The organism is Mesorhizobium sp. MC2-1-1, from assembly GCF_057597255.1.
This window is the reverse complement of record NZ_CP195205.1, coordinates 5049512-5064676: the sequence shown is the minus strand read 5'-3', so window position 1 is coordinate 5064676 and position 15165 is coordinate 5049512. Positions and strand designations below refer to the sequence as shown.

Here is a 15165-nt window from a genome sequence, read left to right as displayed (position 1 = left end):
CTTCATCTCCCCGTCCCCACGGCAAACTGTGCCGCAACCCTTTTGAGCCGGGCCGCGATCGGCATCGACATGTGCCGGACCGCGGCCGGATCCCTGAACGCCGTGCCTATCGCCTTGAGCGGCGCACGCGCCTTGATGTGCTGAACGAGTGACAGGAACGAAGCCGCCTTGCGCAAGCTGCGGCCGCGTCTCGCGAAGGCCGCCTGGGCTCCACCGTCCATGGAATATGCCGCCGCGAACGCGGCGTCGGCCCTGGCCATCGCCTCGACGTGATGCAATTCGAGCACGCGTGAGATCGAGCCGGCGCGGATGTGGTAGACATAGCCGACGGTGGGCTCGACCACGCAACGGCCGCCGCTCGCGAGCGCGCTGGCCAGCAGGATGTAGTCCTCGCCGATGCGCAGCTTCTCGTCATAGCGCAGCCGGTTCTCATCGAGGAACCGCCGCAGGAAGACCGGCTTGAGATAGCCGAGATTGAAGCGCGATTCGAAGACCAGATTGCCGCCGATGTAGTCGGCAAGCGAGATTTCGCGCAAAGCCTCCAGATAACCGGCAGGGAACATCGTGTCGTCGGGCGTGCCGTCCTCGCGCACGACCTGTACATTGTCGACGGCGATCTCGGCGCCGGCCGCTTCCGCCCGCGCGATCATCGCCGCCATGCGGCCGGGATGCACGGCGTCGTCGGAATCAAGCACCGCCACCCAGCGGCCGCGCGCGCGGTCGAGCCCGGCGTTCCTGGCGCCCCCGGGGCCGCGGTTCGCGGGCAGCGCCACCACCTTGACGATATCTTCCGGATAGGCGCGCGCCACGTCCAAAGTGCCGTCGCGAGACCGGTCGTCGACGACGATGATTTCGACGGTCACGCCGCGTTGCGCGATCGCGCCGGCGATGGCGCGGTCGAGAGTGGCCTGCGCGTTGTAGGCGGCAATGACGAAGCTGACGTCAGGCTGCACGCTTGTTCCCTTGTTCTGGCGAAGTGAGGCCGTACTGGCGGATTTCGCGGAGGCCGACCAAGCCGCTGACGACACCGACATGCATAATGCCGCGCAACACGCTGCGGTTCCGCCGCACCGGGCTGATCGCGGTCAGAATGGCCATCCCAAAACAATAGGCGGCCTTGGCCGAAGCCAGCCCGACCTGGCCGGCGCGGCGCATGCCGCCGGTGCCGCGGCCGATCAGGTGACCATGCGTCTGGCCGAAGCGGAAGCGACGGCGGCGCAGCCAGTCGAACGCCGCCCTGGCGCGCGGCACGATCTCGTCGACAAAGGCCTGCGGCGCAAAGGCGATGCGGCCACCGGCCTTGACCATGGCATCGAAGAACTCAGTGTCCTCGCCGCCGGTCTGGCCGCGAGCAAGGCTGAAGCGACGGCCGCGCAGGCTCGCATCGGTCATCCTCAGCAGCACGTTGCAGGTGTAGCCTGTGCGGATCTCGCCGCGCACCCAGACCGGCAGGGTCGAATGGAAGTCGCCCTTCTGCATCCAGCCCGGCGCGTCCTGACGATAATGCGCCCGCACCGGTCCGAGCACCGCCGCGGCGCCCGTGGCGTCGGCCGTCGCCATCAATTCGACCAGCCAGCCGGGCGACGCCGTCTCGTCATCATCGATGAAGGCGACGAAATCCGCCACGCTGGCGTCCAGGCAGGCGTTGCGGGCGATCGAGATGTTGCGCGCCGGCGCGTGGCGATAACGGACCGGCAGCTTCAATTCCCCGGCAAGCGCCTTCACGAGCTTCTGGGCGCTTGGCTCATCGTCATTGTCGGCGATGACGATGCCGACCTCCGATCCCGCCGGCTTCTCCAGCGCGGCAACGGAGCGCAGCGTGTCGGCCAGTTCCGGCCGGCGGAAGGTGCAGATGCAGATGTCGATCGAGCGGCCGGCCATCACGCCACCTCGCGCCGCGAGCGGGACGTCAGGATCTGCTGCCAGAAGCCGACGGACCAGCCAAAGTGCATGACCATCGCCGAGACGCCGGCCAGACAGATGCTGGCATTGTGCTGGCGGATCGCCGTCACCAGGCCGTAACCGAGGCACACGGCGGCCCAAAGCAGGAAGGGCACGGCAGCTAGCCAGTGGACGAAGGAGAGCAGGGCCAGCAGCACCACGGGCGCCACCAAGAGCGGGATCATCTGCCGCAGCTTCGGCACCATGCGGTGCTTCAGGACGTTCCTGGCGCGGCCGCGGCCATAACCGACATACTGAAAATAGAGCCCCTTCAGCGTCGAGCGCGGATAGTAGATCATGTGCGTCCTGCCGCTCATCCAGATGCGGTGGCCAGCCTCGCGCAGCCGGTAGTCGAGTTCGGCGTCCTCGTTGTGGCTGAAGCTCTCGTCGTAGCCGCCAACATGCTTGAAGGCGGCGACGCGCATCAGCGCGTGGTGGCCGTGGTCGACCCATTCGCCCGCGGACATGTGCCGGTGCTTCGAGCCGCCGGTGCCGAGCTTGGAATTCTGCGCCGCGGCGACAGCCTTCTGCACGGCGCCTGTGCCGGCGGTCAGCATGGAAACCACGACCGAATCGGCGCCAGTGGCAAGCGCTTCCTGGACCAGCTGGTCGCAGAAATCGTCCGGATAGCCGCCATGCGCGTCGATGCGGATAAGGTAGTCGGCGCCATCGCCAAGGGCCGCCACCGCAAGATTGATCGCGGCGCTCTGCAGACGCTTCGGATTGGCGAGCAGGATGACCCGAGGATCCTTCGCCACGATCTTTTCGACGATGGCTTGCGTGCCGTCGGTGCTGCCGCCGTCGGCGACGACGATGCGGCCGCCGAGCCGTGCCGCCGCTGGCCGCAACTGGTCGAGCAGGCCGCCCATATGGGCCGCCTCGTTGAGGCAGGGAATGACGATGAGGATCGATGCGTTGGTCCGCTTCATCGTTTCTTGCTCGTCCTGCCGCGCCATCACGCCGCCGCCTCCATCGCGAAAGTTGAAGACCCCGAGGCGAGGCCGCGCAGCTTGTCGACGAAGGCCGCGCAATCGCTGCGGTCGTAGCTCCAGGTCCTGGGGTTGCGCGCCAACACCCGCGACTTCAGGCCGCGATATCTGTCCTGGTCCATCCCGCTCAGCATCGCCTCGATCCCTTCGGGCGAGGCTTCGGACAGGCGCACGCCGATGTCCTGCTGTTTCAGGAACCTGCCCGTTTCGGTGTCCGCCATCGAGATCGGCACTGCGCCGAAGCGGCAGCCTTCGTAGAGACGGTTGGGAAGCAGCCATTCGGAATTCTGGCCGGCTTCGAAGAAATCGATCGCCCAGGAAAAATGCACCTCGCGGTAGATCGCCGCCATGTCCTCTGGATTGCGGTAGGGCCCTTGGAATGAAAGCCAGGGCTCGGCCGCTACGTAACCATGAAAGTCCGCAAATTCGGACAGCGCGGGACGGCCTCTGAGGACGACTTCGAAGCGCCCTGCCTGCCGGCGGGTGAAATCGGCCAGCAGTTCGAGTGAGCGACGGCAGCGCAGCGCGCCGAACCAGCCGATTCGCCAGGGCGGCGGCGCCGGGCCATCCTCGAAATGCGCAGCGACAACCGGCGCGGTCTCGAAATATTTGTTCTCGATCAGCTCGACGGGCGCGCCGATCTGCCCGAACGGCTCGAAATAATTGGCGATGAAGGCGGGAGAACTCGTCACCAGAAGCTTCACGTCGCGGGCGAGATGGCGCTCGGCGCCGCGCAGCGTCCTGCCGACAAAATCGTCACGCAGCACGAGGCGATGGATATCGAGGCATTCATAGACGATCGGCACGCTCGCGCCGAACGCGCCATTGGCGCGTCGGGCCAGCGCCAGCATTTCAAGGTTGCGCGCGATGATGAGCTCGGGCCTGGGCATGGCGCCCAGCTTCGCGCCGATCGACACGGCTGCCCTGGCGACCGCGCCGAGGCGCTGCGCGAATCGGCCGTCGCGCGTCGCGCCAAGATCGACAGGCTCGATACCCTCGATCTCGGCGACCGGACCGGTGGTGCGGCGGAAGCCCGCCAGGGTGACCCTGGCACCGCCCGCCTTGAGCATCTGAACCCTCCGGCGAACCGCCGGGTCGGATACGTCATGCACAAGGTACAAGACATGCAGCATGAAACTCGCCCGCTGTTGGGCCCACCCATCGGGGATGCTAGTACAGCTTTTGCTGCATCGCAACAATTTTGGTGCGGCGTAGGAAACATCCCCACATTTCTTGTTGCACTGCAAAAACATCTTGCGGTAGCTTACGCATGGCGGCGGGCGCCGGTCGCGACGATGTCGGACCGGTCGCAAGATCAGGAATCCTGAATTTGGAAACCAGTGCATTCGATCCGCCTGAGGGCTCCCTGCGCAAATCCGTCGGACGCGGCGCGGTCGTCACCGCGATGGCGCAAGGCGTGCGGGTGGCGACGCAGATCATCTCGGTCATCGTTCTGTCGCGGCTTCTGTCGCCGCAGGATTTCGGCGTCGTCGCAATGTCCGCGCCGGTTCTAGCCTTCATCGCCCTGTTCCAGGATTTCGGCCTGACCCAGGCGACGATCCAGAAGACCGGCATCCGCAACGAGGAGATCAACTACCTGTTCTGGGTCAATGTCGCGGTGAGCGCGGTACTGGCCTGCCTGCTTGCGGGCTCGGCGCCACTGGTCGCCGCCTTCTATGGCGAGCCGCGCGTGACCGGCCTCGTCGCTGCCTTCGGCCTGCAGATCCTGGCCTATGGCTTGGGGGCGCAGCACGTGGCCCTGCTGACGCGTCGCATGGAGTTCACGCGACTAGCCATGATCGACATCGCCAGCGCCGTGGTGGGCGTCGCGGTCTCTATTGCCTGGACCCTCGTCGATCGCTCCTACTGGGCGCTTTTCGCCGGCACGCTGGCAAGCGCCGTGCTGCCGACGCTGTGCTACTGGTATTTTTCGCGCTGGCGCCCCAGCCTGCCGCGCAAAGTAGACGGCATCGGCGCGCTGATCAATTTCGGCGCCGGCATCACCGGCTTCAACTTCGCCAATTTCTTCGCCCGCAACCTCGACAATGTGCTGATCGGTAAATACTGGGGCGAGACCCAGCTCGGCCTCTATGACCGCGCCTACAAGCTGCTGCTGTTCCCGCTCAGCCAGATTACCAACCCGCTGTCGAAGGTGATGGTTCCGGCGCTGTCGCGGCTGAAGGACGAGCCGGACCGCTACCGCAGCGCCTATCTGCGCGTCATGCCGCTGATCCTCCTGGTGGCGCTTCCGGGTGTCGCCTTCGCCGCCGCCATGTCCGATACGCTCATTCCCTTCGTGCTCGGCGAGCAATGGCGGGGAAGCGCTCCGATCTTCCTGGCGCTGGGTTTTGCCGGATTGCTGCAGCCGCTCAACAATCCGGCGGGATGGCTTTTCGTTAGCCAGGGCCGTTCAGGCGACTTCATGCGCTGGGGCATCGTCACCGCCATAACCTCGGTCCTGGCCTTCGCCATCGGCCTTCCCTATGGCGCGCTCGGCGTCGCGGTCGCCTACGCGATCAGCGAATATCTGCGCACGCCTTTCCTGTGGCTCTATGTCGGAAAGACCGGACCGCTCAGGGCCAGCCATGTGTTACATGCGGCATTGCCTTTCGTACTTGGCGCGCATCTGGCATTCGGCCTGATCTGGCTCGCCAAGCCGATGCTGCAGGCGCCGCCCGTCGTGGCTCTGGCCGCGGGCGCGGCGCTCTCCTATGCCGCCACCATTCTTGCCGCGCTTGCCTTCAGCGCCGGCCGCGAAGCGCTTCGCGAGGCATTGCGGCTTATCCCGGCACGGGGGTTCCTCGCGGCGCCCAGCGAGGCGAAATGAGCTCGCGCCACACGCTGACTTCAGGACAGGAATAACCGCATGAACTACCGATCGATTTCAGACATGAACGACGCGATCGTGCGCAACCTGCACCGGTTGCCGCGCGACATCGACCTGGTTGTCGGCGTGCCGAGAAGCGGCATCCTCGCCGGCACCATGGTCAGCCTGATCGCGAACATCCCGATGACCGATCTCGACAGTTTTCTGGGCGGCAGGATCTATACGTCCGGGATCACGAAGCGCTGGGCGGGCCTCGACCGGCAGGCCCACGAGATGCGCAAGATCCTGGTGATCGACGACAGCATCATCGGCGGCACCGCGATGCGCGACGCGCGCGAGAAAATCGCCGCCAGCGGCATCGAAGGGGATTTCATCTTCGCCGCCGTCTTCGGGCTGTCGCTGCAGCATGAGGAAACCGACATGGTCTTCGAGGCCGTGCCGCATCCTAGAATGTTCCAGTGGAATTTCATGCACCACATGTTCCTCGAGCAGTGCTGCGTCGACATTGACGGCGTGCTTTGCCTCGACCCGACCGAGGAGGAAAACGACGACGGACCGGCCTATGAGAAATTCCTCGCCGGGGCGCGGCCGCTGCTCGCGCCGACCCGCAAGATCGGCTGGCTGGTGACGAGCCGCCTGGAAAAATACCGCAAGCTGACCGAGGCATGGCTCGCCGGCCAAAACATCAGATACGACCATCTCGTCATGCTGGACCTGCCGAACAAGGCCGAACGGCAGCGGCTCGGCGCCCATGGCAGCTTCAAGGCCGAGTTCTACCGCAAGTCGGACGCCATCCTGTTCATCGAGAGCGAACACGAGCAGGCGCAGAAGATCGCCAAGCTCTCCGGCAAGCCGGTGCTGTGCGTCGAAACCAACATTGTGAGCCTGCCCGACCCGCTGTCGCTGCCGGCGCTGCAACAGGCGGCGCGCAACCTTCCGGCGCGGCTAAGGCAGACCAATTTGCTCGATGGGCGAAAGCAGGCCGTCAAGGCGACGGCACGGGCGCTGCTTGGCGAGCGCGGCTACGAAGCGCTGAAGAACCGGGTGAAGCGCCCGGCATAGAGCGCTTGCTCAAGGAAAATCACGCGGCGCGCCGGACGCCCTGCCGGACTGCCCTTTCGAGAAGGTCGAGAAACACAACCAGCTGCCGCGAGGGATCGAGCTCCGGGCGTTTGGAGAAGGTCAGAGCCGCCGCCGACAGCCGTTCGTATTCCTGGCGGTCGCTCCACAGTCGCTTGACAGCCGAAGCCCAGTCGGCGAGCGGAGCGTCGTAGTCGAGCACCACGCCGCCGGGGCCGATGGCCTCGGGCAGACCGCCGCGCCGCGAGCCGACCACAGGAATGCCGCTGCAATGCGCCTCGGACGCAACGCGCCCCCAGGCCTCCTCCCATTTGCTCGGGGCAAGCAGGATTTTGGTGCGGCCATAAACCGTCTTCATGTCGTTGGTGCGGTTCTCCAGCCTGACGTTCGAAAGCGGCGCGATGGTGTTCTCGACGCGGGCGCGATGGTCGTCGTCCAGCTTCCAGCTTTCGACGAACAGGAACGGGATCTCCGGGCAGGCGGCCGCAATCTTCACCGCCAGATCGAAACCCTTTTCCTCGTAAGGATTGATCATGGTGACGAATTCGCCGGTGGTGCGCGTGCAATAGAGGGCTTCGTTGATGGTCGGCGGAAGCACGATGGACTCGATGCCGAATTTTTCCCTGTAGGTGCGCGCGGTGAATTCCGAATTGGCGATGTACAAAGCCGAACCGAGTTCGCGCGGATCGCCGGCGAGCTCATGGAATTCCACGTTGTGAAGATAGACGACCAGCGGCACGCCCTCGGCCTGAAGCGCCTTTCCGAGCAGGACCGACTTGTGGCACTGGACGACGGCGACGTCGGGTCGCGTCTTCTCGACGGCGAAGCCGGCCGCCTCCCAGGGGAACCATGCGCGCATCACCGGATAGCCGGGAAAATTGTCGACGACCGCGGGCTGCCGCAGCAGCTTCATCTTGGCGCGCGCCTTGAAGCCGAACATACCGTCGCCGAACAACGAGGCGAGGACCGAAGCCTGATGGCCGTGCTCGACGAGCTGCTCGACCAGATGATGGGTGTTGGATTGCACGCCGCCGGTGAACTCGGGAATATAGCCGTTGCCACTTGCAAAAAGCACTTTCATTATTGGGCTCCTGATCCGGTCCAGCATTGTCCGGCGATCCTGCTCAATTGCAGGCCGTCAGCTTGCGCCGCGCAGCAATGGAAGCTTCGACGTCATTGCCCTGCAGAGGCGACTGAGCGAGCCTGGGAGAGACAGCGTCGAGTACTCCCGCAAGAGCTTCGATGCAGGGACGAGTTTTCCCGCCTTCAAATCGCGAGCGAGGAAATGCGGGAAGGAATGCATGTATTCCCTGACGATATCGGTCTTCAGGGCTCCCGGTTTCCATCCCTTCACCGCCGAGACGAACTCGTCGGCGGGGGCGGTGGCCAGGCCAGTGTCATAGGCTTCGAAGGTGCGCCGCACGATGGCGCGTTCCTTGTCGCTGAGCGATGTCTTCCCGGCTCGCTCGGCAAGCTGGGCGTAGCGGCGGATATCCGCGGCCGCGTGGTGCCACAGGCCCTTCCTCGCCATGATGCTCGAACGCTGCAGCAATGCCTGCATCTCGAGGTCGGCCGTCTTCGGCAAGGCCTGCTCCGAGCGGTCGAGATATTCATGGAGATCGACCGACTTGTAGACCTCTTCCATGATCACCCTGTCGTATGAGCCCCAGGCTTTGATCCGATCGGTGTAGGAAATGACCACCTTGGTGCTGCCGCGAACCATGTCGTGCTGGCGCTGGAAGAACATGAGACCGTCGACCCTGACCGCCTTGAACCGGCGCGCCAGCCTCAGCATCATTTCATAGTCCTGTGACCGGACCAGGGTTTCGTTAAAGCCGCCAACCTCGTCGTAGCATTTGCGGCGCACCAGGAGACCCGGCTGGTGGACGTGGCAATACTCCAGATGCGACGGGAAGAAGTTGTCCTGGCTGACATGGCCGAAGGCGACGATCTGGTAATCACCCTCTCCGATCTGGGCCGAGCGCTGGAAGCGGGCATATTCGCCGAATGCGAAATCGGCTTCCGGCTCCCGCTCGAAAGCGGCGAGAAACCGTTCCAGCGCCGTCGGGTGCGCGACATCATCGTCATCGAAAATCCAGACGAGATCTCCCGTGCAGTGCTTCAGGGCGAAGTTCAGCGCAGTGGACTTACCGCCATTCTCCTTGCGGTAATATTCGACCGGCGCGGGGAAAGAGGACGCCACCGTGCCGGTGTTGTCGGTCGAGCCGTCGTCCACGATCAGGATCTGATCCGGCGCCACCGTCTGCCGCAGCAGGCTGTCTATGGCTTCGGGCAGGAACTTCTCGCGGTTGAAGGTGGGGACGATGACGGTGACCGTCGGTTTCCTCGATGCAGCCATTTGTGAGATCACAGTGTCTTCGGTTTCGCCTGACTTACGCATTCTGCTGCTCCAGATTGGCGAACGGGTTCGTGCATGGATGCCAGCCGGTGAAGCGGATCGGATCGTCGGGCGAGCTGCGCCAGGCATAATCCGTCAGCATGTGGAACTCGGCGACGACCCAGCGGTCGAAACGGCGGAGGTCGCGCCGCTTGTCCTGAGGCAGCAGCTCGCGCGCCTTGCCGAGCTTCACCGTTTCCGCCAGCGTCACCACGTCCGCTACCTTGCCGCCCGGGAAAATCCAGGGATTGCGGTTGTGGAATTCGAGCACGAATTGCTGCAGATGCTCGATGCGCATGTTGAGCGGGCCGAGATACTTCTCCAGCGTGACGCGAACCAGGTCCTCGTCCGTGAAGGACGAGACGGCAGCGGCCGCGATACCGGTGGAGGCGATCCCGCCGGCGACGATTGCGAGCGCGGTGCGGCGCGTGACCTTCATCTTGCCCTCCCTCACGCCGCCAGCCTGCCGGCCGCCCGCAAGGACAAGGCGGCCGCGGTCAGGCTTGGATTGGCGCACGAACAGCTCGGATAGGTGCTGGTGCCGACGACCACGAGGTTCCTGAGCCGGTGGTGGATCATGTCGCGGTCGACCACTGAGTCGGCTGGACCCGTGCCCATGCGCAGCGTGCCCTGCACATGCGATTCGGTCGGCCTTATGCCGCGGTCGAAAATCTGCTCGACCGGAAGCGGCTTCAGCAGTTCCGGCAGTCCTTCCAGCGCTTTCTCCATGCCCTTGATTGCGTAATCCGAGGCGCCCTTGAAGGCCACGAAGGCGTTGTCCTCCGCATCGAGCACGACGCGGTTTTCCGGATCGAGCAGGTTTTCGGTCACGATGACCAGCGGCAGCACCTGCCGCAGCTTGCCCTTCTCGGCGCGCATTCCGTGCTGCCAGCGGTTCTCGAAATAGACGAGCGCCGCCGCGTGCTCGGCCCGATGCGGCCCGTCATAAAGGCCGAAATTCAGGCCGGTGGTGATGGTCGAGCCGTCGAAATTGTCGACACCGCCGAGATAGGCCTCGTAATTCCAGCCATAGGATTCGTGTAGCCCCAACCCGACGAACTCTCCGCCAAGTCCGGATCGCAGCATGATCGCCGGGCTCTGTATGGCGTTGGCGCCGAGGACGAAGAGGTCGCCGCTTACCGAATATTCCTTGCCGTTTTGGACGAAGGTGACGGAACGGATCGCGGCGCCGGCATGGTCGAAACGCCGCACCTCGGCCCCGAGGCAGACCGAGACGTCCGGATGCTGGAAGACGTGCATCAGGCCATTGTTGACCGTGAACTTGGCGTCCGCCGGACACAGCCAGCATCTGAGATTGGCGCAGCACGAGGCGCGCTGCGAGGTCGCCACGCGCGCCCGGGCGGTCGGCATGACGAAATGCTGATCCGGTTGCGCCGCCTTCATCATGCGGTCGGGCGTCGACATGCGGTGCGGCGGCTGCGGAAACGGCCGCGAGCGCGGCAGCATCCGCGCCATGTCCGGATCGCCTGAGATCGACATGACCTCCTCGGCATCCCCATAGAACGGCTCGAGATCGTCATAGCTGATCGGCCAGTCGTTGCCGACGCCATAGGTGCTCTTCAGTCTGAAGTCGTTGGGATGGAAACGCGGCGTCTGCGCGAACCAGCAATTGGTGCCGCCGCCAAGGCCGATCGTGTAATTCCACGGCTTGTCGGCATTGTCGGTCTTGTAGGTGCTCTCATCGTCGATGTCGGTGTTGGCGTTCTGGCTGAGCTGCCACTCATGCGTGTTGTGGCGGCCCCATTCGAGCACCAGCACGCGGGCTTTGCGCCGCTTCAGGAACTCGTGCAGGAAGAAGGACGATCCGAAGCCGGAACCGATGACGACGAGATCGAAATGCTCGTTGGCGATTTGTTCGGAACGAACGTCGAGCACCATCAGATCGAAACCCTTTCCTCTAAATTCACGGTCATTGTCGGCCCAGTTGCCGTTCGCGCCGGCGGCTCTTGCCGAGGTAGCCTGCCATCGTCATGCCGCCATCCTGCCGATTGAGAAATATTCGATGCCGTAGCGCGCGATGACCTTGGGGTCGTAGAGATTGCGGCCGTCGAAGATGACCGGCGTGGTCAGCGCATCCTTCAGCGCATCGAAGGACGGCGCGCGAAAACTCTTCCATTCGGTGCAGATCAAAAGCGCGTCGGCGCCGCGCAGCGCCGCTTCCTTGGTGCCGCAGAGCAAGAGATCGTCGCGCAGGCCATAGATCGCCTGGCACTCCTGCATCGCCTCGGGATCGTAGGCCTGCACCTTGGCGCCGGCCGCCCACAGCGCCTCCATCAGCGTGCGCGCCGGCGCCTCGCGCATGTCGTCGGTGTTGGGCTTGAAGGCCAGCCCCCAGACGGCGAAGGTCTTGCCCTTCAGCGCGCCCTTGAAATAGTGGTTGACCTTGTCGAACAGGATCGACTTCTGCGCGTTGTTGCGCTCCTCGACCGCGCGCAGCAGCTTGGCGTCGAACTTGACCCCCTCGGCGGTCTTGATCAGCGCGCGCACGTCCTTCGGGAAGCACGAGCCGCCATAGCCGAGGCCGGGATAGATGAAGTGGTAGCCGATGCGCGGATCCGAGCCGATGCCCTTGCGCACCTCCTCGATGTCGGCGCCCAACTGCTCGGCGAGATTGGCCATCTCGTTCATGAAGCTGATCTTGGTCGCCAGCATGCAGTTGGCGGCGTATTTGGTGAATTCGGCGCTGCGCACGTCCATTACGATCATCTTTTCGTGGTTTCGATTGAACGGCGCATAGAGCTCGCGCATCACCATCTCGGTGTCCTCGCTGGACGTGCCGACGATGATGCGGTCCGGCTTCATGCAGTCGGCGACCGCCGAGCCCTCCTTGAGGAATTCGGGATTCGAGGCGACGTCGAAGCTCAGATCCTCGCGGCCACGCTTCTTCAGCGTTTCCGCGATCCTGGCCTTCACTTTCTCGCAGGTGCCAACCGGCACGGTCGACTTGCCGACGACGATCTTGGCGCTGTCCATCTCGCGACCGATGGTCTCGGCGACGGCAAGCACATATTTCAAATCCGCAGAACCATCCTCGCCGGGCGGCGTGCCGACCGCGATCATCTGGATCCGCCCATGCCGAACCGCCGCCGCCGCGTCCGTGGTAAAGCGGATGCGGCCGGCCGCGTGGTTCTCCTTGACGAGAGCCTCCAGGCCCGGTTCGAAAATCGGGATCAGGCCCTGGTTGAGCCGCTCCACCTTCTTCTCGTCGATATCGACGCACATCACCTCGTGGCCGACCTCGGCAAGGACCGCGGCCTGGACGAGACCGACATAGCCAATCCCAAACACCGTCAAATTCATTTTGGTTCTATTCCTGTCAGAGGCCGGGCCCCAAGAGCGGCCCGGCCGGTTCAGATGTCCCCAGGCCTAACGGCCTAGTTGCTGTTACTTATGCTGCATGCCAGCGATTCCGGGAACTGGCATGGCTGGCCCAAGGCCGTGAACGCCACGCGTTTGACCTCCATGGTCACCTTGCTGCCGGGATCGACGAAGGCGCCCATCCAGTTTGTCAGCTTGTCGCTGCCCCAGAGGCTGAAGAATATCTTTTGCGAATGCGTCGGCAACTCGTCGGGGTTGGTCACTTCGTGGACGAGCTTTCCGTTGACGTACCAGCGCAGCCGGTCCTTCTCCCAGACGAAGCCATAGTCGTTGAAGCCCTTGTCGGCGCCGCCCTCGACGTCGACCAGCTTGCCGTTCTTCGGCTTGCCCTGGATGTAGCTGTTGACCTGCACCTTCGAAGGATCCTTGGTGAGGACCTCGAAATCGATCTCGTCCCAGGGCTGTTTGTCCTGCGGGCCGATATAGGAGAAGAAGGCGGCGTTGAGGCCGGAGCCGGTGCCGGTCTTCATGCGCGCCTCATAAACCCCGTAGCCGTAACGCTGCTTGGTCTGGATCTCGGCGCAGGCGAACTCGCGGTCCTTCAGCTTGCGCTTCTCGAAGCCCAGCGAAAGCACGCCGTCGGAAAGCCGCACGAGGTCCTTCGACCACGTGCAGTTCTGATGGGCGCCGTTGCTCCAGCCGTCCGAGACGAACCAGCGGGAACGGTCGAAGTTCGAGAAATTGTCGACGAAGGACGGCGCGCTTTGCAGGTCTTGTTGTGCCGATTGCGCGTGCGCTGGGTGCAGGCTCGTCGCAAGGGCCGCGGCGGCCGCAACCAGGGCGCCGACAGCGCCGAGCAGGCTGGTCGATACATTCCCGGGCGCCTGCGACGACCCGCACGCCATCGTGGAGGTTCTGGAATCAGCATTCATAACAAACTCACCTTGTGTTGTCCGCCCAACCCAAAGTTACCCCGGCCGCGCGAGCGAGCCGCTTTTGGTCCTCCGCCCTTTTGAACTCCTCTAATGTCTCGTACCGATGATGGCGCCCGAGGGCGCACTCAGCCTCATGCAACGGTCTGCCGGGCAGACCGGCCCGGACCGTCCCCGACAATCGCGTCGAGCGAATGACGCAACTGCTTCATCAGGCCTTTCTGGCGAGCCAGTTCCGCGATGCGCCGCTCGCAGTTGAGGATCGAATTGGTCATCGCGCTGACATCCGATCCCTTGCTGGTCGAGGCCGAGCCATTCTCCATCGCCTCGACCAGAAAAGCCGCGTTGGCGGCTGTCGAGCTGTACCGGTTCTCCAGACCCGCTTTCTCCGTCTCGATCTCGGCCGCGATCTGGTCGAACAGCTTCGCCAGCCGGTCGAAACGCTGGAGGTCGGTCTCCCGGTCGCGAACCGGATTCCGAGACCTGAAGCCAAAAATCGAAGCCATCCTGCCGGCCTTTCGAAATTGCTGCATTGCAGCATAGAGTGCCATTCCCGTAGCCACTAGGCAACATCATAGTTTCGCGAATGCGGATTTTTTGAGGGTCAGCGTCTTCCACGACGACGCGGGATCACTCGTGCGCGGTGCTGGTTGCCGCCATCAGGAAGCGCATCGGCGGCACGTTGTGCCTCGCGGCAATCCCGATACGCCGGAACAGCGCGTCCAGCTTGTCGGTGGCGACGCCGCGAACGATCGGGATCAGGTTCGCCTGGCTCGCGAAGGCGTAAGCCGCGGCCGATGCCAGGCCGCGCTCGGCTTTCACGTCGAGGAAGTTGCGCAACCGGTATTTGTCACGGATATGGCGCTCGTGGCGCCGCAACGCTTGCTTCGAGCGTTCGGAAAGGTTGTCGATCTGAAGCAGCGCCAGGTCGGCGTCGGCAAGACGCTTCAAATCCTGCGTCCTGTGGCGGCCGCTCAGCGAATCGGCGCGGACGATCGCGCCATAGCCGCAGGACTTGATGACCTTGAACCGCGCTCCGCGGGCGACGGCGCGCGCATAGAGCTCGTAGTCTTCGCCGAGACGCAGGTTTTCATCGTAAACCAGCCCATGCCGCTCGAGGAAAGCCCGGCTGATGACCGGCTTGAGGAAACCGAGCTCGCCGCGCAGGACGCGGCGGCGCGAGATGTTGCCATCGATGAAGCGCTCGAAATCGAGAAATTCAGGATCTGCGGCGAAGGGCGGCGCGGCGACCTTCGCGGGATCGGTTGTGGGATCGTCGCGGATCAGCATGATGTTGTCGGCGACGAAATCCCAGTCGTCGCTGGCGAAAAGCCGTCGAAAGCGGCCTTCCAGGAAGAAATCGTCGGCGTCGAGAATGCTGATGTACGGTGACCTGGAGGCCTGGATGGCGACGTTACGCGCGGCGGAAGGACCACGGTTGACGTCGAGGCGGATGACGGCCAGGCGGCCGCTGCCGTCGTCGGCGGCACGGGCCACGTCACTGGTGTTGTCGGTGGAGGCGTCGTCAACCACGACGACTTCGGCGACTTCGTTCTCGCGCAACGCCGACGCGATGGCGACGGGGATCGTGCGCGCCGCATTACGCGCCGCAATGATGACGCAGACCTCCAAGGTCGCCATGGGGCTCGTTGCAGGCGT

Annotated in this window: 14 protein-coding genes; 2 read left to right on the top strand and 12 right to left on the bottom strand. The window is 64.1% G+C overall.

Translation table 11 applies throughout. The annotated features are described in order from the left end of the window. Positions 1-2: 2 nt before the first annotated feature. From ACR64R_RS25025 to ACR64R_RS25010, 4 genes are read right to left on the bottom strand one after another with little or no spacing between them, the layout of a single operon-like run. Positions 3-953, bottom strand: coding sequence for a glycosyltransferase family 2 protein (locus tag ACR64R_RS25025; protein WP_487358916.1), 951 nt, complete (start codon positions 951-953; stop codon positions 3-5). Further along, positions 943-1881 carry a glycosyltransferase family 2 protein gene (locus ACR64R_RS25020; RefSeq protein WP_487358915.1) on the bottom strand — a complete coding sequence of 313 codons (939 nt, stop codon included), beginning with the start codon at positions 1879-1881 and terminating at the stop codon, positions 943-945. Before ACR64R_RS25020 ends, ACR64R_RS25025 begins: the two co-directional genes overlap by 11 nt. Then, entirely contained in the window at positions 1881-2870 is a 990-nt protein-coding gene (locus tag ACR64R_RS25015; RefSeq protein WP_487358914.1) for a glycosyltransferase family 2 protein, read from the bottom strand. The genes ACR64R_RS25020 and ACR64R_RS25015 overlap by 1 nt, the downstream gene beginning before the upstream one ends. A gap of 26 nt (positions 2871-2896) precedes the next feature. Continuing rightward, positions 2897-4063 carry a glycosyltransferase family protein gene (locus ACR64R_RS25010; RefSeq protein ID WP_487358913.1) on the bottom strand — a complete coding sequence of 389 codons (1167 nt, stop codon included), beginning with the start codon at positions 4061-4063 and terminating at the stop codon, positions 2897-2899. Between the two features lie 197 nt (positions 4064-4260). Here ACR64R_RS25010 and ACR64R_RS25005 point away from each other — a divergent pair, with 197 nt between their 5' ends. Both ACR64R_RS25005 and ACR64R_RS25000 read left to right on the top strand, forming a co-directional pair. Further along, entirely contained in the window at positions 4261-5757 is a 1497-nt protein-coding gene (locus ACR64R_RS25005) for a lipopolysaccharide biosynthesis protein (RefSeq protein WP_487358912.1), read from the top strand. Positions 5758-5796: 39 nt separating this feature from the next. Continuing rightward, complete coding sequence (locus ACR64R_RS25000) at positions 5797-6819, top strand: phosphoribosyltransferase (RefSeq protein ID WP_487358911.1); 1023 nt, start codon at positions 5797-5799, stop codon at positions 6817-6819. A 19-nt stretch (positions 6820-6838) separates the two neighbouring features. Here the strand turns inward: ACR64R_RS25000 and ACR64R_RS24995 are convergent, their stop codons facing one another. The 8 genes from ACR64R_RS24995 to ACR64R_RS24960 all read right to left on the bottom strand — a co-directional run bounded on the left by ACR64R_RS24995 (position 6839) and on the right by ACR64R_RS24960 (position 15147). After that, positions 6839-7918, bottom strand: a complete 1080-nt coding sequence (locus ACR64R_RS24995; RefSeq protein ID WP_487358910.1) for a glycosyltransferase — start codon at positions 7916-7918, stop codon at positions 6839-6841. A 57-nt stretch (positions 7919-7975) separates the two neighbouring features. Beyond that, positions 7976-9238 carry a glycosyltransferase family 2 protein gene (locus ACR64R_RS24990; protein WP_487358909.1) on the bottom strand — a complete coding sequence of 421 codons (1263 nt, stop codon included), beginning with the start codon at positions 9236-9238 and terminating at the stop codon, positions 7976-7978. After that, positions 9231-9674, bottom strand: a complete 444-nt coding sequence (locus ACR64R_RS24985) for a hypothetical protein (protein WP_487358908.1) — start codon at positions 9672-9674, stop codon at positions 9231-9233. Before ACR64R_RS24985 ends, ACR64R_RS24990 begins: the two co-directional genes overlap by 8 nt. A gap of 11 nt (positions 9675-9685) precedes the next feature. Further along, positions 9686-11134: a GMC oxidoreductase gene (locus ACR64R_RS24980; RefSeq protein ID WP_487358907.1), complete on the bottom strand. Its 1449-nt coding sequence runs from the start codon at positions 11132-11134 to the stop codon at positions 9686-9688. Between the two features lie 90 nt (positions 11135-11224). Further along, a complete protein-coding gene (locus tag ACR64R_RS24975; RefSeq protein ID WP_487358906.1) occupies positions 11225-12556 on the bottom strand; it encodes a UDP-glucose dehydrogenase family protein in 1332 nt (443 codons plus the stop codon). A gap of 74 nt (positions 12557-12630) precedes the next feature. After that, a complete protein-coding gene (exoK, locus tag ACR64R_RS24970) occupies positions 12631-13506 on the bottom strand; it encodes an endo-1,3-1,4-beta-glycanase ExoK (RefSeq protein WP_487358905.1) in 876 nt (291 codons plus the stop codon). 134 nt (positions 13507-13640) lie between these two features. After that, positions 13641-14012, bottom strand: coding sequence for a hypothetical protein (locus tag ACR64R_RS24965; protein WP_487358904.1), 372 nt, complete (start codon positions 14010-14012; stop codon positions 13641-13643). Between the two features lie 124 nt (positions 14013-14136). Next, on the bottom strand, positions 14137-15147 hold the full coding sequence (locus ACR64R_RS24960; protein WP_487358903.1) for a glycosyltransferase family 2 protein: 1011 nt from the start codon (positions 15145-15147) through the stop codon (positions 14137-14139). Positions 15148-15165: the final 18 nt, after the last annotated feature.